Source organism: Paenibacillus sp. FSL H7-0357 (assembly GCF_000758525.1).
In the GTDB taxonomy this organism is placed as follows: Bacteria; Bacillota; Bacilli; order Paenibacillales; family Paenibacillaceae; genus Paenibacillus_AQ.
The window spans coordinates 2000037-2016312 of sequence record NZ_CP009241.1; the positions used below are offsets into that span (position 1 = coordinate 2000037).

Here is a 16276-nt window from a genome sequence, read left to right on the forward strand (position 1 = left end):
CATCTGAATCTGCAGCAGCATACTACCCTTGGCCTTGTAGGAGAGTCCGGCTCGGGCAAATCCACGCTGGCACGGGTCATTGCCGGGCTGATCACCCCGGGTGAGGGGCAGATCCTGCTGGGTGCACAAGAATTAACCAGGAAGAGAAGCCGTGAGCAGCGCAAGCGAATCCAGATGATCTTCCAAAATCCGGACGCTTCGCTGAATCCCAAGCATTCCATCAGGCAGATTCTGTCCGAAGCACTTCTGTTTCATAAAATTGTCGGCCGCACGGAGGTCGAGCAGCGGTGTAAAGAGCTGTTGAGCCGTGTTCAGCTGGAAGCCAAGGCATTGGACCGGTATCCTCACGAATTCTCCGGCGGCCAGCGCCAGCGGATCGCGATTGCCCGCGCATTAAGCGTTGAGCCGAGTCTTCTGATTGCGGATGAACCGACCAGCGCCTTGGATGTATCTGTACAGCGGAGTGTGCTCGAACTGTTTAACACGCTCAAAGATGAGCTTAATCTTACCATGCTGTTCATCTCCCATGATTTAGGGGTTATCCATGCAATCAGCGATACGGTAGCAGTCATGCGGCAGGGAAAGCTGGTTGAGATCAGTCCGAAGGATCAATTCTTCGCCCGCCCTGAAACGGAATACAGCCGTGAGCTCTTATCCGCCGTTCCGAAAATGCCGAAGTCGATCACATCAGGAGGTTTATATGAGCCGAGAACATAAAGGATTTATACCGCTGTCATTGTCTGAATTTGACACACTTACAAGCTTGCTCTCCCGGCTTTTGTCTACCGGTCATCCCCCGGTCATCATTCCCGGAGAGGCAATTCTGGGAATCGAGGCGGTAGCGGCGGGGATATCTGCGCCTGGCCGTACGATTCTAAATATAGTGACAGGTCCCTATGGAAGTTTGTTTGGACAATGGCTTGAACGCGGCGGGGCAACGGTTGTTGAAGTAAAGGTCCCCTTTGATGAAGTAGTTACTGTTCAGGAAGTCGCTGCGGCGATTGAACGGTTTAAACCATGTGCGCTTTCCTTTGTTCAGGCAGAAGTGGTGACAGGCGGATCGAATCCGGCCAAAGAAATAATTAAGCTCGCACGCGCCGCTAACCTCGTTACGGTGACAGACTCCGTTTCGGCGGTCGGGGGAGAAGCCCTGCCGGTGGATGAATGGGGCGTTGATTTTGCAGCTATAGGCGCGCAGAAAGCTTTGGCCGGGCCTAACGGCGTCAGCGCCGTAAGCATCTCACCGCGCGGCTGGGAATTCCTCGAATCTAATAGCAATGCTCCGCGCAATTCCATTCTGTCCTTACTGGATCTTAAACCCTCACAGAAGGGGACAACGCCGTTACGTGTTCCTCCCAACATTCCAACGCTGGAGGCAAGAGCTTTGATCTCGGCATTGACAGCCATTGAGGAAGAAGGCTTGGAACAGGTCATCAAGCGCCATGAATCCGCTGCGGCCTCGGCCATTGCCGGTATCAAGGCCTTGGGTCTGGAGCCTTGGCAGAAGGATAGCCAACACTATTCTACGCTGACTACGACGGTGCGGATTTCCGGGGAACCGGGCTTGCGTATTAATCAGCCTATCGGTATCGTAGCTCCCGGTGACGGAGAACTATTCGGCCAGCTTCTGCGGATTAATCATTTCGGAACAAATGCTTCCCGTCAAAGCGTGGAAGAAGCCATTACGACGCTCGCCGGGCTGCTGAATCAGGACCCTGATCCTGCGCTCAAGGCAATCCGCCTGCTTTGGGGGAATGAACATGATCAATAAACATCCTGAGGCGTTAGCCTTCAATCATATTTTTATAGCAGGCATCGAAGGAAAACGTTTTGATATTAACATTAAGGACGGCCGGTTCTCCTCTATAGCTGAAACGGAGCCGCCTAAGGATCAGTCCGCTCATCCAGGCCAAGATTTATGGATCAGTCCGGGGGTTATTGATCTTCATACGCATCTGGCTTGGACGGACTTTGACCATGAGGATCAATTGAAACGCGGCAGCCATGAGCTCGAAGTCATGCAGGCTGCGGCCTTCGAAGCCACTTTGCGGACCGGTGTAACAACGGCGCGTGATGCGGGCGGGATTCTGCCGAGCACCGTACGGCATCTCGTTCAGCACTATAAGCAGCCGCTAAGGGTGCAAACCAGCAGCGCTATGCTTGGAGCGGCGGATGCCCGCGGACTTAAGGTTCTGGAGGGGCGGCTGGCCGAGATTTTTGATACAGGAGCAGGCTGGATTAAGATTATGGCAACAGGCGGCCTTGGTGCACCTACGGAAAAAGTGCTGGAGCCGATTTTTTCAGAGGAAGAATTCTCTTTCATTGTCCGCCATGCGCATGCTCATCATAAAAAAGTCCTGGTGCATACCTGGGGCGGGGTAACGGTAGACTGGTCTATCGCTGCAGGAGTGGAATCCATAGAGCACGGGATGTTCCTGACCGGGGATCAGGCCGGCAGACTTGCACAATCCGGAACAGCCTTTGTGCCTACGACCTCAATTTATAGCATTGCTGCAGATCCGAAAGGCGTTCTGGCTCTGAACCCGGTTATTTGTGACCGGGCCGCCCGCGCTGCCGAAGCCCACTCTAAAGCCATTGGTTATGCCAAGAGGGCGGGGGTCCGCATAGGATTCGGTACGGATTATGCTACTCCAGCGCTTCACGGGTACAACCTTCAAGAGCTGGATACGCTGATGGATTACGGCATGACCCGGGCGGAAGTGTGGCAGGCTGCCACAATAACTGCTGCTGAGATTCTGGGAAGCGGCAATGAGCTGGGGCGGATTTCCAGCGGATATCTTGCAGATGCTATTATTTTTAATGCTGATCCGTACCAGGCATCTAATGCAGAAGAACTGCGGAAGAGCATCGTTTCCGTCATTACCGGGGCAGAGGAATCGGAGCTGATTCAGGCTCAGTAACATTTGTGCAAGATCATAAATAATCAACCCGTTGGCATAGGCCTACGGGTTGTTTTTGTGCGTGCTGGGGAAAACATTGAAGACTTAAGATGGCATTTATAGTAAACTGAATGTAAAGTGCCCATAATTCAATGGGGATATTTTGTTGAAAAGCTCTTCGAATGAAGAGTTTTTTCCATTATATAGAAAATGATGTGATATGTTTATGCAGCTTCGCGCTAGACTTCCGAAGAAAAAATTGCTGGAGAAATATCTTTCCGGCGAAGGTATGGATTATAGGCAAATTATAGCTTTATTTATTCCCATCCTGATTGACCAGGCCTTCATCATCGGGCTTAATCTGGTAAATACCGCAATGATCAGCTCGTCCGGGATGGCGGCGGTCAGTGCGGTGAATATGGTGGATTCGCTGAATATTTTTCTGATCAATGTATTTGTTGCGGTTGCAACCGGGGGGACGGTGGTAGTCGCACAGTATAAAGGCAGCGGAAATGACAAGATGGTGTCTCAGGCTACGGCCGGTTCGGTCACCTCGGTGTCGCTGATCGCCTTGGGAATCGGGCTTCTGATGATGGGCTTACATACTCCCATATTGAACCTTCTGTTCGGAACCGCCTCGCCCGACGTGCTGGATAATGCCCGGATCTATCTGATCGGCAGCAGTATCTCTTATCTGGGCATCGCGGTGGTGCAGGCGGTATGCGGAGCTCTGCGGGGAGTGGGCAGGACACGGGCTTCTCTGATGCTGTCGCTCATCATGAACCTGCTGTATGTTATCCTGAACGTAGTCTTCATTAATCTGCTGCACATGGGCGTGCTGGGGATGACGCTTGCGGTAAATATCGCACGGTACACGGGGATGGTCTGTGCCATGGTGTATCTGTTCAAGGTGGATACGGCCCTGCGTGTGCGTTTTCGCGACCTGTTCCATATTCCGCTGACCATGCTGCGGAAAATCATGTTCATCGGCGTGCCGTTCGCAGCGGAGCAGATGTTCTTCAACGGGGGCAAACTGCTGACCCAGGTGTTTATTGTCAGCCTTGGCACTTATGCCATTGCGACCAATGCGATCGCCGGCTCGCTGGCCATGGTGTTTCAAATCCCAGCCAGTGCGCTGTCGCTAACCATTGTAACGGTAGTCGGCCAATGTATCGGGCGGGGGAATGTCGCCGATGCCAGAAAGTTCATCAAGGCCTTCCTTTGGATCGGGTCCGCTTCATTGGCATTGATCGCCTTGATCCTGATGCCGCTGTTCCACCCGCTGGTGTCGATCTTTTCTCCGCCTCCCGAGATCATTGACGATCTGTTTGTGGTGCTGCTGGTGAATTCCATTGCCCAGGTTCCGCTGTGGGCCGTCAGCTTTATTTTGCCGTCTGCGCTGCGGGCAGCGGGAGATTCGCGCTTCACCTCAATCACCTCGATGCTGACAATGTGGCTGTTTCGGGTGGTATTTGGCTATATCCTCGGGATCGTGCTGGGCTATGGCGTCATGGGAGTCTGGCTGGCGATGAACTGCGAGTGGGCTGTTCGCGGGGGTGTTTTTCTATGGCGCTTCCGGGGCAAGAAGTGGTTTGCGCATAAGCTGATTTAGATGTACCTGTTAAGGCTGTCGAGAACGTCCCGACAGCCTTTTTAAAATCTGTAAAACTGTATTATTTCGGAAGCCTCGCCATAAAGGTATTTTCTGCGTTTTCAACGCTTTGACCTCGATTTTAACTCAATTGTTGTTCTTTGGGGTTTAGATCAATTATCGCATGATAATCCTTCACGCTGTTGCGGCCATTCGCTTTGGAATAGTAGAGTGCTTGATCTGCCTCTGCAATTAGCTGCTCCGGAAGAATGGCGGCATTGGGGACGTAAGTGGACACGCCTATGCTGATGGTGACGACATCACTAATCTTCGAGCCAACATGGGGAATCCGTTCATTCTCAACAGCAAAGCGAAGTTTTTCCGCCAGCCTCAACGCTCCCGTGGAGTTTGTATCCGGCAGGATAATGGCGAATTCTTCGCCGCCGTAACGGGCCAACGTATCTGATGGACGACCGGCGGTTCCTTTGGCAATGGCCGTTACTTTGCGCAAGCAATCATCTCCAGCCTGATGCCCATAAGAATCGTTGTAGGCTTTGAAATAATCGATGTCAAACATAATAAGAGACAATCCATTCTGACTGCCGTTCCGTTTAGCCCTCTTCCATTCTCTTATCAGCGTTTCATCAAAATTGCGCCGGTTGGCAATTTCCGTAAGCCCATCCATTAAAGACAACTGCTGCAGTGTATTCTCCACCTTTTTTCTCTCTGTAATGTCTGTGGCCGTGCCAATAAATCCGCTTATTTCTCCGTCCAGCCAAAGCGGGGACACGATAAGTGATATGGTTAGGCGGGAGCCGTCTTTTCGAATATACGACCATTCGCGGCCCTCCGGGGGTTCTTCCATCGCGCAATAAAAGAACACGTCCAATTCCTTGAACGGCTTGCTCTTCATGATGGACAGTTCCTCGGCATAGGCAGCCACTTCCTCAGGGTCATGAAAAATAAGGGGCGTTTCCCGGCCGATTAAATCTTTGGGTTGATAGCCAAGCATTGTTTCCGCGGCCTTGTTAATATGAGTAATTCTCCCTTTAGGATCAAAAACAGTGATTACCGTACCTACAGAGGACTGGAAAATGGCTTCTTGAAGCATATGCAGGGAGCGATATCTTCGCTCACTGTTCTCCAGCTCTTGCACAAGCTGATTAGAGTAAGAAAAAAACGCAATCAGCTTAGCCGAAAACAGCCCTCCGGAACAAATGAGAGCCAAATAAATAAGTGTATCCATGGTGGGGCCCATCAGTAGCGACATAAAGGAAATGAGCGTTACGCTAAGCAGCAGGGAAAGGAGCCAACGCCGCCAATATTGGTCAATATACTGCATAATTAATCCGCTGCCGATGCCCAATAATAGCATGTTGACACTTGCAGCCACAGCTGTAGGGGAAAGCGATCCAAAAAAGGTCAGTCTGCCAATGATAACAAACAGAGCGGTCAGCAAAGAAGCCGGCAAGCCACCATAGAAAGCGGAGCAGATCACAATAATATGCCGGAAGTCGATGAAGGTAGTGGGGTTAACCTTGAAACTAAACTGCAGCAGAAGAAGGGCGCACACTCCGTGCAGCACTCCAATCAGCAGTTTGAACAGCAGGGGATGGGATACTTTGTTTAAGGAATGGCGGAACAGCAGGTTGATGAGAAAGAGAAACGCGGTCAATAACGCGAAGTTTGCAATCATATATCGAAACATTAGGTTAGGCACCACTTCCGTAAATGATAAAAACATAATGCCCATTATACTATGTCTATAGGGCTTAAGAAATATCAGTTCGGAATTTGAAAAAAACACAAAACGGTGAAACCTTTGTTTGATCAAAGGTTTCACCGTTTGGACTCCGAAGGATAACGCTAACTATGTCCCGCCAACCCAGCCTCTCGGCCGGTAATTCTACTTACGCCAGCTCTAACACTACCATCTGGTGATTCTCCAGATAAGGAACCGTGTAACCGATTTCGCCCTCTTGGCCCGCCGTAAACGGCAGCTCTGTCATCGACGGGGCCAGATAGACCCGCTGGACGGGAGCGGGAGACGGGAGGCGCAGGTTGACGGAAACGTCCCGCAGCGGCACGATATCCTCAATGACTTCTATGCGTCCCTTCAGCACAGGGGCGGCATAGAGCAGATGGTTGACATAGCGCCGTTCCGCCGGCTGGTATTGCAGGGTCGTTATCCCGCGGGCCGGCAACCGGGTGCGCAGAGCAGGCTCCGGCAGCAGCCGGGATAGAGCATGGAGTACCATCTCCTTCAGGATGAGATGCCCGCCATCCGCGTAATCGCTGAACACATCCCAGGCGATATAGATGCCGTTTTCACTTTCGACCATGCCCGGCCCATTATCTTCCTTGGCGCTGGGCGTATGCTGATGTGAACAAAAAGTGAAGACATCACGGTTGAAATACGGATTCTCCAGACAGCCCAGCGGTTGCCCGCCGTTTAATTCCACAAGCTGGCCTTCGCCGTACATCACATAGGAGGCGGGCAGCAAGGCGCCGGGAGTGAAGTCCGGGCGGAAATAAGCCGGCTTGTACGGATTAGTTCCTTTCCAGTTCAGACCCAAATTCAGGACAAAAGCATCACCTGCTGCGTTCAGGCCCGAACGCCCGGTGGCGAGCACTTTGCCGCCTCCTGCTGTAAATTCCGCTATAGCGCTGGCTAGTTCCGGCCATACCGGAACTTCGTCCGGCAGAATCAGCACTTTGTAAGCGCCAAAATCGCTTAACGTATCCACGATGTCGAACAGATAATGGCCTTCGGTCAGCATGCGCACCACACCGGCATCGGCCATATTGCGCCGCCCCTTCAGCTCCTGCCCGTCCGGACAGGCCTCACGCGCCGCTTCGAGGGACAGGACAGCAATATCCGCGATGGACTCTGTCCCGGCGCACCACAGCTCCTTTGACTCCACCTCCGCATAGGCGGTGCCGATCAGGGCATAGGTCGCCTCATCCATTAGGCCCGTGGGATGAAGCTGATCACCGATCGAACATCTGGCGCCATGGGCAAGACTGAGCGCTGCCTCAAACCGCAGGGCGTTCGGATGCTTGTATCCGCCAAATTCGCCCCAGGAGGTATGGAATTTGCCGGTCATGCCGAGAAATTCCATGCCCAGCGTCTGGGCGTAGCGTGCCGACAGCGGGAAGTGATCATAGCCCCAGCCTCCGGTCGGGAGCGACTCCAGCTCCAGATGGCTGTTGACACGGGCGAGGTCACGGCGGCCCCGCCGCTGATGGCCGCTGTTGTGAAAGACCGGAAGACCGGGCTTCACGGCGTCGATGGTCTCCCGTACGCGGCGCGCATAGTTCAGATAAGTCTGTTCGCCCAAGGCGGCGACGGCAGATTCGTCGCGCGGGTCTTGGCCGTCCGCGCGCAGCGCAGCTACGCAGTACTGGCAGCGGCATTTGCGGATGCCCACGATATCGAGGAAGATGCCGTCCGCGTCATAACGGGAGACCACTTCATGGATTTGCGCCAGTAAGATGTCCAGAAAAGGTGTGTTGAAGCAAAACTCGTGATACCCCGGTGTCATGAAGTCCTTCACCCAGCGTGTCCGGTCCTCCGCGTCGCGGATCAGCCATTCGGGATGGCGCCGTGCCAGCTTTTCGTCGAGACCGGCTGATAAATAAACCGGTGTGAGGACCCCGATTTCATGGGCCGCCGCGATCATTTCGCCGAGCAGGTCGAAGCTGAGATGCGGATGCATTTCATTGGCTTCACTGGGATGATAGGCCCAGCCATGATGGCATTTGGAGAAAACGGTGATGGAATCGACATGCCCGGCACGCAGCATGGACTGAAACTGGGATTTGGAGAACTCGCTTCCGATACCGGCAATGGCTTCGGAAGTATGAAAGTCGAGGTGTACCTGACGAAAACGCATAGATAAACAGCCCCTTATATGGTTGGATGAAAAGCGGATTCCCAGTCAATGTACCTCTTTTCTGCCGGAGTAACCAGTGATAATATAGACTTTGAATAGCACAAAATCGACTTATGACAGGAGAGGAATACTGTGCTGTGTCTGGAATTCGCCATCCCGCCGCTGCCGCAATTTGTGACAGTAGGACATGCCGTCTGGTCGCCGGGTGACCGGCATTTCGCCCGCACCTTCGGTGTGTACGATCTGCTGCTGGTGAAGCGGGGAACGCTGTATATGACAGAACAAGATAAGGAATATGCCGTGGGTCCGGGGAAGCTGCTGGTGCTGGAGGCGGGGCTGCCGCATGCCGGGCATCGGCCCTGCGGGGAGGATACGGAAATTTATTGGGTGCATTTCATTCATGGATGTCCGACAGCGCATATCCGGCGGGAGGATATTCCCTGGTCGTCGCTGCTCGCCAAAGGGACGGTGGAGGATGTTGAGCCTTCTGCGCAGCAGCGTTTGTATATGCCCAAATTTGCTGCAGTCGATGTAGAAGCGCTGGAGCCGATTTTGCGTGGGATGAACGAGATCCACAACCGGCTGAGTGCAGAGAACGCTGTCCGGCTCCATTTGCTGCTGGCAGAGCTGTTGGCCGCGCTGCAGGCGGAATGCGCCCGGACTTCTGCGCCGGAGCCTGCGGTCCGGCTGGCCCGGGCAGCCGCAGCCTATCTGGACGGTCATTGGAGACAGCCGTTTGATCTTGCCGGACTCGAGGAGGAGCTGCATTTTCAGGCGGATTATATTACAAGGTGCATGAAACAGCATATCGGCACAACACCGCTGCAGTATGTGCTGCGTCTGCGCCTGGAAGAAGCCAAACAATTGCTGGGTGGTACAGTGCTCGGCATACCCGAAGTTGCCGAACGGGTAGGCATTCGCGATCCTAACTACATGACGCGGCTGTTTAGTGCGAGATTTGGCGTGACGCCCGGGGCGTACCGGCGGCGGCTGCGTCAGAGGGATGAGGGAATGGCCGCCGGCAGGGATGAAGATAAGGAGTGACTGCAGATGCCGTTAGGAATCCCGCATTTTCTCGCGGTATTCACTTGGCGTGCAGTTGAATGCTTTGCGGAACTGGCGGGAGTAATAGTTCTGGTCATGGAATCCGCTGTCCATAGCCACCTGTGAAATGGTGAGGCCGGGGCTGCGCAGCAGCGTGCAGGAATAGTCCAGCCGCTTGCGGATGACGTAATCCATGGGGGTGGTCTGGTAGTTGCGGGTAAAGACTCTCAGAAACTGGCGGGTGGACAAATAGGCCATATCCGCCATGGATTGCAGGGAAATGGGCTGCAGAAAATGCTCCTCGATATAGGTCACGGTTTCGCCGATCCGCAGCGCCTTGTTGTCCTCGCTTCCGAGGCTGTTCTGATAATAGCGCGAAAGCATGCCTACCAGAGCGGTAAAATAAGTGCGGATCATCAGCCGGTATCCTTCCGGCTGCCGGTCATGCTCTTCGAGGATCACATCAAGCAGCCGCGTCGCTTCCCGCAGCTGCCCGGCGTCAAGGGTGAGCATGCCCTTGAAATACATTTCCTTGCGGTAGAAAGGCTCAATGTAGAACAGCGCCTGAAAGCCCGGCAGCAGCCTGAGCTCGGGCAGCTGCAGCAGTTGTTCGGGCTGGAACATGACGTTAACGTATTCGATGCCATCGACATTCTTATAACCATGGGAAACGTTGCTGTGGATCAGAAAAACCTGTCCGGCAGTAACCGGATACTCTCTCCCTTCGATAATATGCACGGCGCTTCCCGACAGAATGACGACCAGCTCGGAGAAATCATGGCTATGGACGTAGTAATCATGGGTCAGCGGGCATTTCTGGATCCTGAAGGTAAAGCCGGGTTCAAGTCCGATGTCCCGCGCAAAAAGTTTAGTTGTCATGGCCATATTATGCTAAAGAAGGTCGGGATCGTCAAGGCAAAACTGGGCAGGCAGCGTTACCATTAAGGTTGCGGGCCTATCGCCGGACTTCGGCTAAGCCAAGACCTGCGTTATTGTCAGGAGGGAAAACAATGTTGCATTTATTTGCCGATCCAATCACAAATGATCCGGTGAAGCCGGTGATTCTATTTCTCGGGGACAGCATTACGGCGGATGGCCGATATATCCGTTATGCAGAGGAATGGCTGCGGAAGCACCGCCCGGATCAGGCGGTGGAACTGATAGCATGCGGTATCCCCAGCGAGACGGCATCAGGCCTGAGCGAAGCGAGACATCCATTTCCAAGGCCCTGTATCCATGACCGGCTGGCGGAAGAACTCGCCGCTGCCGCTCCCGGTGTAGTTGTAGCCTGCTACGGCATGAACGACGGAATTTACCATCCCTACTCGGACGAACGGTTCGCGGCCTATCAGGCGGGAATGCGTCAGCTGAGCGCACAGATCCGTGAAGCCGGGGCCAAAGCGGTGCTCATGACCCCGCCGCCGTTCGACGCCGCTTCAATGAATGGCCAGCTCTTGCCTGAAGAGGCGCCTGATTTCAATTATCTGGCGCCCTACAGGGATTATGACCGCGTGCTGGAGCGTTATGCGGACTGGCTGCTCTCCGGCGGTTGTCCCGCCGATGGTGTGATCAACCTGCGCACTCCGCTGCTGGAGCATATCCGGAATGAGCGGAGGCTTGACGCCAGTTATAGCTATGGTGACGGTATCCATCCGGACGCATCAGGTCACCGCGTGATAGCGCGGACGCTGCTGTCGGAGCTGTTCGGAGTTGTTTCCACATCTATTCATTTCAATTTATGATTTAACCGGGCCCGCAAAAGGGAGTGTTCCTTTTTGGCGGGCCTTTTCCATGCCGAGCTGGATTTCGAAGAACCTTCTTACGCCTATTTCCTCACCGCAGTTGCGGTTTCAGGCGGTCTTGAGATCTCATGTCGCTATCATGCTAAATAAGGTCCCGATCGTCAAGGCGAAGAAGAATTGTATGCGGTAACATGATAGGGAAAACAAGCGAAAGGGAGGTTCGGCATGAAGCGCTGTTTATACAGGGCCGAGGGGCTCAGGGGCAAGGAACTTGCTTCTTTTTTTCGGAGCCAAGAGGTCTCATCTTCGCTCGCCGAAGCGATGGAACATCTCAATGTGGTCAATCTGAGCCTGTTTGCCTGCAGCCACCAGCTGTTTCTTTATTATGAATGCCTGGAAGAGGCGGTTCCGCCGGAAAGTTTGCTGCCCGAAGCCTCAGAACGGCTGGCAGTTTGGCCGGGAGGGGAACAGGGTCGCCGCTGGGCGCCGCTGGCTGATATTTTTCATTATCAGCAACCTGTTTCAGCGCAGCATTGGGAGCGCTCAAACGCTGCTGGCGAGCCTTACGGACGGCTTGCACTGCTGAAGCCGGGAGAAGCCGCCAGCTATGTTTATTACCACTATCAATATCAGGAAGAACGGCCGGGTGACGGAGATAAATACGGAATTATCGGGCTTCATGAGAATGTGCTGTTTTTTTATGCGGAGCAGCCGGCCACGCGGGAGCCTGCCCCTTATGAAGGAAGGCTGAAAACGACACTTACTCCGGACAACTGGGCCGAAATTATGGAGCCGCATTTTATCAAATGGGAAGGGACCCCTGCCGGCCAGGATATTTGGCGGAAGCTCGATCTAGTGCTTGAGGTGCGCTCCTTCACCGGAAAGTTGGGAATAAGAGATGCGTAATTTGCTATGTCTAAACGGGGAATGGGATTTCATGCCCCTGTATGATCAGCCGCAATGCCGCAGGCTGCCGGAAAAAATTGTTTATGAAGCCCGCAAGATCCAGGTTCCTTCCAGCTGGAGGCGGACTTATCCGCTCCCGGAAGGCAAACGATTCGGCAAATTCCAGGAGTATGACTACGCCCCGTTCGAGCTGTACGGTTATCCGGAGGAATGGGATGCCGCGGAAGCGGGAGTGCTGCATCGAAGCTTTCGGGTTCCAGAGAGCATGGCCGGTCAACGGATCGTGCTGCGGCTGGACGGCATTATGCAGAAGGCCGTCATTTATTTGGACCGGCAGGAGATTGGTGTTTGGGAAGACGGCTACTTGCCGCTGAGGCTCGACATTACTTCCCTGGTGGTGCAGGGGCGGGAGCATCATCTGCATGTCGTTTGCGGCGGATTCGACAGAGTGGCGCTTCCAAACGGCATGCAAAAAATAACCGGACTTTTGGGTTCCTGGTACGGAAGGATTTGCCGTGGACTTTGGCAGGATGTATATCTGGAAGGTTATCCGGCACTGTCGCTGGAGGATGTAACTATTCGTACTTTCGTTCGGGAAGGGCGGATAGAGGTGAATGCTGTTGCCTCTGCAGCGGGAGATGCGGCCCGCAGCCCGCTGCGCGTAAAGCTGAGCATTCGGGAGAAAGGCGTGCTGCGGCAGTCTGAGGAGGGCCGGAAAGCGCTGGGATTTTCAGATAGGGCTAGCGCAGGATCTGAAGGGGCAGGAGCGGAGCAAGCCGATACCGGCATGCGGCCAGACAGACCGGAATGTTACGGAGTTGATCTGGAATCTGCACCGGTCCTGTCTGCTGAATGCATGGCCCATTCAGTCGATGGCGCCGCTGTGGAGACGCTCAGGCTATGTGAAAACGAAGTGGCCGGGGCAGTGTACTGTGCCTCATTCAATATGGACTGGAGCGGTGCCAGACTGTGGAGCCCGGATGAGCCGTTTCTATACAGTGCGGTGCTGGAACTGCTGCATGGAGAGGAGATCATCGACCGGCGTGTGGAAGATTTCGGCTTCCGCGAAATCTGGTGCGAAGGCCCGCAGTTTATACTGAATGGCATTCCGGTCAATCTGCGCGGCGATTCCTGGCATTTTCAGGGCGGGGCGCAGCAGACGGAAGCGTACATCCGCAACTGGTACCGCATATGCCGCTCCGTGGGTGTCAACAGCATCCGGCTGCATGCCGAGCCGTATCCGGCCGATTATGTGCGGATCGCCGATGAAGAAGGCATGCTGATCGTCGATGAGACGGCGATTTATGGCTCGAGCAAATCCATGCTGGCAGACCATCCCGCTTTTGTGGAGAACTGCCGGCAGCATGTGCGGCGGCTTGTGCAGCGCGACAAAAACCATCCGTCTGTCATTCTCTGGAGTCTGCAGAACGAAATGCGCTGGGTGGACGGACGGGACGGCTTCAAACTGCATATGCCCGGCTTTATGGCTGCAATCCGCGAGCTTGATCCTACTCGTCCGATCATCGCCGAAGGAGACAACAGGCTGCTGCCCAAAGTGCATACGGAGGTGGAAAGCCGCCATTACAACATCGACGGCACGATCGGCCAGTGGGACAGGACAGTTCCGCTGACCTTCGGGGAACATGGCGGCTGGTGGTATATATGTCCGCAAAACAGCAGCATGTATGTTGGACTGCAGGCCTACCGCGGTACGGACGAAAGCACAGCGGGGCTGGCGCAGAAGGAGCGGCTGTTTGTGGAGTATGCAAGACGGCAGGGCGTGTCCGGTATTTCCACCTTCAATTTCGCCCATTATTTCATGCAGGCGATGCCGGAGCAGAACATTGTCCTGCCATCCTCTGAGCCGGGGATGTCCGGCGTGAAGCCAAAGTTTATTCCGGCCTATTCGCTTTCAATCAACAACGGTCTGCTGCCGGAGGATTATCCGCTGTACACGCCTAATCCAGCCTTTGGCATTATGGCTGAGGCCTTTAAGCCGGCTACGATTATCGCCGCTGAGTACAACCGATGCTTCTATGACGATGCGCCGGTCAGCCGCAGCTTCGACGTATACAACGACACGTTCTCTACACAGGATGTCCGGGTGGAATTCGTTGTCTTGCAGGGGAAAAACATCGTCCATGAGCAAAGCTTCGGCTTCCGCCAAAGTCCCGCCGAGCATAAGGTCGTCGGGGTGGAGTGGGTGCCGTTCCGCGCCGCAGCCGGAGAGCAGGCGGTGTTGACGGCGGTGCTGTTTCACGGTGATCGGCGGGTGCATGAGCTGCGCTTAGAATACAGGATCATGTCCGCAAGCCTGCTGAACCAACCCGTGAACGTACAGCGTCAGACCGTGTATTGGGGAGCGGATGAGGATTACGAACACATCCGCCGGCTTGTTCCGGGCTGCGGAAAGGTAGACCGTTCTGGACTGGCCGGGCTTGCTGCCGATCATTTGCTCGTTATCGGCAGCAAGGCCGAGGGTCTGGATGGCGGACTGGAGGCGCTGCTGAAGGCGTTTGTCGCGCGGGGCGGCAAGCTGCTGCTGCTGGAGCAGACCCAGCTTTCGCTGGGTAGGCTGCCGCTCTCACGCCGGCCCTTCCTCCGCGCCCATGCGGGCAATTACCAGCATCCCGTGCTTGAGGGGCTTGGCGACGAGGATCTGATGTTCTGGCATGAGGAACTGCGCGAAGAGGGTCCGCTGCCGATTGTCCATGCCGCCTTCGAGAAGCCGGCCGCAGGCGATTTCACCCTGCTGCTGGAATGCAGCGCGGGCGATTTTGGCGACGGTGGCGATCTGTGGTCGCCGCTGCTGGAATACCGCAGCGGGGAGGGCCTGTTCCTGGCCAATCAGCTGGAGCTGATGGCGAACATTGGCCGCGTGCCGCAGGCCTGCCTGCTGCTGCGCAACCTGCTGGCCTACGCCGGGCGCGCCGGGGACAACGCCGGGGCTGAGGCCCGGCCGGTGGCCGCGCTGCTGCGCCCCGGCGGGAAAGCCGCAGCGTTCCTCGATAAGCTGCGGCTGCGGTATACGGCGCTGGATATGACAGCGCCGGCAGTGGCCAACGCGCCGGGCGAAGCGGCGCCCGGGGACGGGCAGGACTACGGCCTGATCGTGGCCGAAGCCTGCATGCTTGAGGCGCCGGGGGCAGCCGAGGCGCTCCGGCGTCATGCCGAAGCCGGCGGACAGGTGCTTCTCCTGCCGGCGGAGGACCGCCAGCAGGCTGAGCTTGCCCGCCTGCTGGATTGTCCCGTGCGTGTGGTGCCGCACGAGACGTATCACTTGGCGGCGGACTACGCCCGCGCCGCCGTGCGCGGCTTCAGTCCGGTCGACCTCTTCGGCTTCGACAAGGTGTTTCTGTCGCCGCGCGAGGTCATGAACCGTGCGCTGGCCCTCAACAGCCTGGAGCTGCCGGACGCTTATGCTCTTTGTACCAGTGTCGAAGGCACGCCATGGAAGGACTATTTCGTGCATGGCTACACGGCAGAATACAGCCGTCTGGCACTGGTGGAGCTAAACCGCAGAAACACACGTTCTGCTGGAACATTCCTTGCCGAAGTGAAGACAGGGGCGGGTTCCGTGCTCTGCTCGCAGCTGCTGACGGACCCCGGGAGTGACAAGGCGCTGCGCCTGTATACCCGCCTGCTCGCCAATCTGGGCGCGTCCTTTGACGACGGTTTACTGGATAGCGTGAAGGGTGACGGCGAGTGGGCCATGGAAGTGGCGATGGCGCTGCCTTGTCCGCCCCATGTCGATTACGGGGCGATGAAGGCTTACTACACCGATCCGGAGTTTTCTTTGAATAATCTGGGCGAAGGCCTTTATGGCTGGATGCAGAAGAAAGAGCGGCGTTCCGGCGACGGGACACTGCGGATTGCGGATGCGGGGCTTGATCCGTGGTTTCTGAGCTGCTTTGTGCAGGTGCCCGGACAACTTCGCCGCGGACGCCTGCACGTCAATACAGCCGTGCCTTATGAGATTTATTTGAACGGCGTGCTGGTGGCGGAGCCTGAGCAGGAGCTTATCCTGCGGGGCGGCCTCAACCGGCTGATCGCGATACTGCATGGAACCGGTGGTGACCTGACCTTCGGTTTGACCTTTCTGAACGCCGACGGCACCTATATGAAGGACCTGGAATACCGTCTGACCCTGGACGAGGTCGAACCGAAATAAACAAACTAATTTCATCTTAAAGGAGC

At 55.4% G+C, this 16276-nt stretch carries 10 protein-coding genes and 1 pseudogene; 8 read left to right on the forward strand and 3 right to left on the reverse strand.

Features of this window, described 5'->3' with window-relative positions:
• Positions 1-21: 21 nt before the first annotated feature.
• The 4 genes and pseudogenes from H70357_RS08840 to H70357_RS08855 all read left to right on the forward strand — a co-directional run.
• Positions 22-717 (forward strand): annotated as a pseudogene (locus H70357_RS08840) (ATP-binding cassette domain-containing protein); the annotation flags it as partial.
• Positions 701-1771 (forward strand): aminotransferase class V-fold PLP-dependent enzyme, encoded by a 1071-nt coding sequence (locus H70357_RS08845; protein ID WP_038588051.1) that lies wholly within the window; start codon positions 701-703, stop codon positions 1769-1771. The pseudogene H70357_RS08840 and the gene H70357_RS08845, both read left to right, overlap by 17 nt.
• The gene (locus tag H70357_RS08850) at positions 1761-2921 is read left to right on the forward strand and encodes an amidohydrolase family protein (RefSeq protein WP_038588054.1); all 1161 of its coding nucleotides are present in this window, start codon (positions 1761-1763) and stop codon (positions 2919-2921) included. The genes H70357_RS08845 and H70357_RS08850 overlap by 11 nt, the downstream gene beginning before the upstream one ends.
• Before the next feature lie 205 nt (positions 2922-3126).
• Positions 3127-4512 (forward strand): MATE family efflux transporter, encoded by a 1386-nt coding sequence (locus H70357_RS08855; protein WP_442950460.1) that lies wholly within the window; start codon positions 3127-3129, stop codon positions 4510-4512.
• Positions 4513-4633: 121 nt separating this feature from the next.
• Here H70357_RS08855 and H70357_RS08860 read toward each other — a convergent pair whose 3' ends face one another.
• Together H70357_RS08860 and H70357_RS08865 are read right to left on the reverse strand one after the other, a co-directional pair.
• Positions 4634-6199: a diguanylate cyclase gene (locus H70357_RS08860; RefSeq protein ID WP_038588059.1), complete on the reverse strand. Its 1566-nt coding sequence runs from the start codon at positions 6197-6199 to the stop codon at positions 4634-4636.
• A gap of 202 nt (positions 6200-6401) precedes the next feature.
• A complete protein-coding gene (locus tag H70357_RS08865; RefSeq protein ID WP_038588062.1) occupies positions 6402-8387 on the reverse strand; it encodes an alpha-amylase family protein in 1986 nt (661 codons plus the stop codon).
• 132 nt (positions 8388-8519) lie between these two features.
• On the opposite strand from H70357_RS08865, the gene H70357_RS08870 reads away from it, so the two are divergent.
• Entirely contained in the window at positions 8520-9431 is a 912-nt protein-coding gene (locus H70357_RS08870; RefSeq protein ID WP_038588065.1) for an AraC family transcriptional regulator, read from the forward strand.
• 12 nt (positions 9432-9443) lie between these two features.
• Here H70357_RS08870 and H70357_RS08875 read toward each other — a convergent pair whose 3' ends face one another.
• Complete coding sequence (locus H70357_RS08875) at positions 9444-10310, reverse strand: helix-turn-helix domain-containing protein (protein ID WP_052091922.1); 867 nt, start codon at positions 10308-10310, stop codon at positions 9444-9446.
• A gap of 131 nt (positions 10311-10441) precedes the next feature.
• Here H70357_RS08875 and H70357_RS08880 point away from each other — a divergent pair, with 131 nt between their 5' ends.
• The 3 genes from H70357_RS08880 (at position 10442) to H70357_RS08890 (ending at position 16250) form a co-directional block, all read left to right on the forward strand.
• Entirely contained in the window at positions 10442-11173 is a 732-nt protein-coding gene (locus H70357_RS08880) for a GDSL-type esterase/lipase family protein (protein WP_052091923.1), read from the forward strand.
• A gap of 225 nt (positions 11174-11398) precedes the next feature.
• Complete coding sequence (locus H70357_RS08885; RefSeq protein WP_052091924.1) at positions 11399-12079, forward strand: hypothetical protein; 681 nt, start codon at positions 11399-11401, stop codon at positions 12077-12079.
• Positions 12072-16250: a glycoside hydrolase family 2 protein gene (locus H70357_RS08890; RefSeq protein ID WP_038588068.1), complete on the forward strand. Its 4179-nt coding sequence runs from the start codon at positions 12072-12074 to the stop codon at positions 16248-16250. Before H70357_RS08885 ends, H70357_RS08890 begins: the two co-directional genes overlap by 8 nt.
• Positions 16251-16276: the final 26 nt, after the last annotated feature.

Bases quoted from the DNA above. Each gene is read 5' to 3' on its own strand.
- H70357_RS08845 (WP_038588051.1), top strand. From the start codon at position 701: ATGAGCCGAGAACATAAAGGATTTATACCGCTGTCATTGTCTGAATTT.
- H70357_RS08850 (WP_038588054.1), top strand. From the start codon at position 1,761: ATGATCAATAAACATCCTGAGGCGTTAGCCTTCAATCATATTTTTATA.
- H70357_RS08855 (WP_442950460.1), top strand. From the start codon at position 3,127: ATGCAGCTTCGCGCTAGACTTCCGAAGAAAAAATTGCTGGAGAAATAT.
- H70357_RS08860 (WP_038588059.1), bottom strand. From the start codon at position 6,199: ATGTTTCGATATATGATTGCAAACTTCGCGTTATTGACCGCGTTTCTC.
- H70357_RS08865 (WP_038588062.1), bottom strand. From the start codon at position 8,387: ATGCGTTTTCGTCAGGTACACCTCGACTTTCATACTTCCGAAGCCATT.
- H70357_RS08875 (WP_052091922.1), bottom strand. From the start codon at position 10,310: ATGACAACTAAACTTTTTGCGCGGGACATCGGACTTGAACCCGGCTTT.
- H70357_RS08880 (WP_052091923.1), top strand. From the start codon at position 10,442: ATGTTGCATTTATTTGCCGATCCAATCACAAATGATCCGGTGAAGCCG.
- H70357_RS08885 (WP_052091924.1), top strand. From the start codon at position 11,399: ATGAAGCGCTGTTTATACAGGGCCGAGGGGCTCAGGGGCAAGGAACTT.
- H70357_RS08890 (WP_038588068.1), top strand. From the start codon at position 12,072: ATGCGTAATTTGCTATGTCTAAACGGGGAATGGGATTTCATGCCCCTG.